This is a genomic window from Liquorilactobacillus sicerae (genome assembly GCF_029916425.1).
In the GTDB taxonomy this organism is placed as follows: Bacteria; Bacillota; Bacilli; order Lactobacillales; family Lactobacillaceae; genus Liquorilactobacillus; species Liquorilactobacillus sicerae.
Window position 1 is genome coordinate 1 of sequence record NZ_JAHAVQ010000382.1, and the last position, 255, is coordinate 255.

General features: G+C 34.5%; 1 pseudogene. It reads right to left on the minus strand.

The features are described 5' to 3' along the window. Positions 1-45 precede the first annotated feature (45 nt). Positions 46-255, minus strand: a pseudogene (locus tag KH893_RS12925) (RNA-guided endonuclease TnpB family protein); the annotation flags it as partial.

A 255-nucleotide genomic window follows, 5' to 3' on the forward strand; every position in this document is an offset into this window, starting at 1 on the left:
TTTAATCACGTCATATTGCTCTACTAGTTCTTTTGTTAAAGCATGTCAATAATTATTCCGTTGGTTGGCAATTTTCTCATTGTACTTTGCCACCATATGCCGTGCCTTCAGATAGTTTTTAAAGTCATTAAGCTCTCTAGGAATAAGAACTTTATCGTGTTTATCCCAAGCTATTTCTTTCTGAGCTTGTAGTCTTCTACTGGCTAAACGTTTTTCCCAGTAATGTTTCTTTTTACTAAGTAACTTATCAAACCG